The sequence below is a fragment of the Roseomonas sp. TS2 genome, assembly GCF_058833935.1.
In genome coordinates, this window is the sequence record NZ_JCACVY010000316.1 from 1 (window position 1) to 2530 (window position 2530).

A 2530-nucleotide genomic window follows, 5' to 3' on the forward strand; every position below is an offset into this window, starting at 1 on the left:
CGCCGGCACGGGCGCCGGCACGGGCGCCGGCACGGGCGCCGGCACGGGCGCCGGCACGGGCGCCGAGGCGGCGTTGCCGGTGCAGGCCATCCGTGTCTCGCTGCCGGTGCTGGACGATCTGATGACGCTGGCCTCCGAGCTGGTGCTGGTGCGCAACCAGCTGCTGCAGGTGGCGCGCAGCCAGGGCGACAGCGCCTTCTCGGCGCCGCTGCAGCGCCTCTCCCGCATCACCTCCGAGCTGCAGGAGGGGGTGATGAAGACGCGCATGCAGCCCGTCTCCGCCGCATGGTCGAAGCTGCCGCGGCTGGTGCGCGACCTCGGCCAGGAGCTGGGCAAGCGGATCGAGCTGGTGATGACCGGCGGCGAGACGGAGCTCGACCGCCAGGTGCTGGAGCTGATCCGCGACCCGCTGACCCACATGGTGCGCAACTGCGCCGACCATGGGCTGGAGGGGCCGGAGGAGCGCCGCCGCGCCGGCAAGCCGGAGGCGGGCCGCATCCTGCTCTCCGCCCGGCAGGAGGGCGGCCGCATCCTGATCCAGATCGCCGATGACGGGCGCGGGCTGGATCTCGACCGGGTGCGCCGCCGCGCGCTGGAGCGCGGCCTCGTCACCGAGGCGGCGCTGGCCGGCATGGACGATGCGGATGTGGCGCGCTTCGTCTTCCGCCCCGGCTTCTCCACCGCCGAGGCGGTCACCGCCGTCTCCGGCCGCGGCGTCGGCATGGATGTGGTGCGCACCAACATCGAGCGCATCGGCGGCAGCGTCGACCTGCGCAGCAGCGCCGGCCGCGGCACCACCCTGACCATCCGCATCCCGCTCACCCTGGCCATCATCTCCGGCCTCATCGTCCAGGCCGAGGCGGAGCGCTTCGCGGTGCCGCAGGCGGCGGTGGTGGAGCTGGTCCGCGTCGGGCCGGGCGGCGCCACGCTGGAGTGGGTGAACGTGGCGCCGGTGCTGCGGCTGCGCGGCCAGCTGCTGCCGCTGGTGCCGCTCGGCGCGCTGCTCGGCCTCGCCCCCGCCTTGGAGGCGGGCGCGGCGGTGGAGGGGTTCGTCGCCGTGCTGCAGGCCGATGCCGGGCGCTTCGGCCTGCTCGTCGATGGCGTGTTTGACACGGAGGAGATCGTGGTGAAGCCCGTCGCGCCGATCCTGCGCGACCTCGCGGCCTTCTCCGGCAACACCATCCTGGGCGATGGCGGCGTCATCATGATCCTTGACCCGGGCGGCGTGGCGCGGCTGGCCGGTCTCAGCCTCGGCCGCGCCGGAGAGGCCGAGGCCGAGGGCGCCGCCGAGAGCACGGACACGGCGCAGCTGCTGCTGTTCCGCGCCGGCGGCCAGCCCACCCCCCTCGCCGTGCCGCTCGGCCTGGTGGCGCGGCTCGAGGCGCTGCCGGCGGAGAGCATCGAGCTCGTGGGCGAGGGCCCGGCGGTGCAGTATCGCGGGCGGCTGATGCCGCTGCTGCCGATCGGTGCCTGGAGCCGGCCGCAGCCCGGCGCCACGCAGCAGATGCTGGTCTTCCAGGAGGGCGAGCGGATGCTGGGCCTGATGGTGGACGAGATCCTGGACGTGGTGCAGGAGCCGCTGGCGCTGCGCCCCTCCGGGGCGCGGCCGGGCTTCCTCGGCAGCGCCATCATCGCCGGGCGCGGCACGGATGTGCTGGACTGCGCCCATTGGCTGCGCCTGGGCGACCCCGCCTGGTTCGGCCATTCCGGCGGCCCGGTGCCGCGCCTGCTGGTGGTGGAGGATAGCGGCTTCTTCCGGCAGATCGTGGTGCCCGCCCTCAGCAGCGCCGGCTACGCCGTGACCGAGTGCGCCGATGCCGCCGCCGCCCTGGCGCTGCGCGAGAAGGGCGCGATGTTCGACGCCGTGCTGACCGATATCGAGATGCCCGGCATGGACGGCTTCGACCTGCTGGCCGAGATCCGCCGCGGCGGGCCCTGGGCGGCGCTGCCGGTGGTGGCGCTCACCAGCCGCGCCGGCCCGCGCGACATGGCGCGCGGCCATGCCGCCGGCTTCAACGACTATGTCGCCAAGTTCGACCGCGACCGGGTGCTGGCCGCGCTCGGCCGCGCCATCTCCGGCCTGAGGAGCGCCGCATGAGCGCGCCGACCCCCTCCGCCGAGCCGCGCCTGCTGCTCGGCCTGACCCTGGCGGGGCGCTTCTGCGGCCTGCCCGTCCCCTGCGTGCGCGACGTGCTGCGCGGCGAGACCATCACCCGCGTGCCGCTGGCGCCGCCCGGCGTGGCGGGCGTGCTGAACCTGCGCGGCCGTATCGTCACGGCGGTGGAGCTGCGCAGCCGGCTCGGCCTGCCGGCCGCCGAGCCGGGCGCCGCGCGCATGAGCATCGTCGTCGAGCATGAGGGCGAGCTGTACAGCCTGCTGGCCGATGCGGTGCGCGAGGTGCTGCCGGTGCCGCCCGAGGCGCGGGCGATGGCGCCGGAGACGCTGGGGGAGGCCTGGCGCGGCCATGTCGCCGCCATCCACCAGCTGGCGGAGGGGCTGCTGATCGAGCTGGACCCGGCCCGCCTGCTGG

Annotated in this window: 2 protein-coding genes; both read left to right on the top strand. The window is 75.5% G+C overall.

The features are described from left to right. On the top strand, positions 1 to 2098 hold a 2098-nt coding region (locus ACZJYS_RS23930; RefSeq protein WP_493180588.1), incomplete at its 5' end, for a hybrid sensor histidine kinase/response regulator. Beyond that, positions 2095 to 2530: chemotaxis protein CheW (locus ACZJYS_RS23935; protein WP_493180589.1), on the top strand; the 436-nt coding region annotated here is incomplete at its 3' end. The genes ACZJYS_RS23930 and ACZJYS_RS23935, both read left to right, overlap by 4 nt.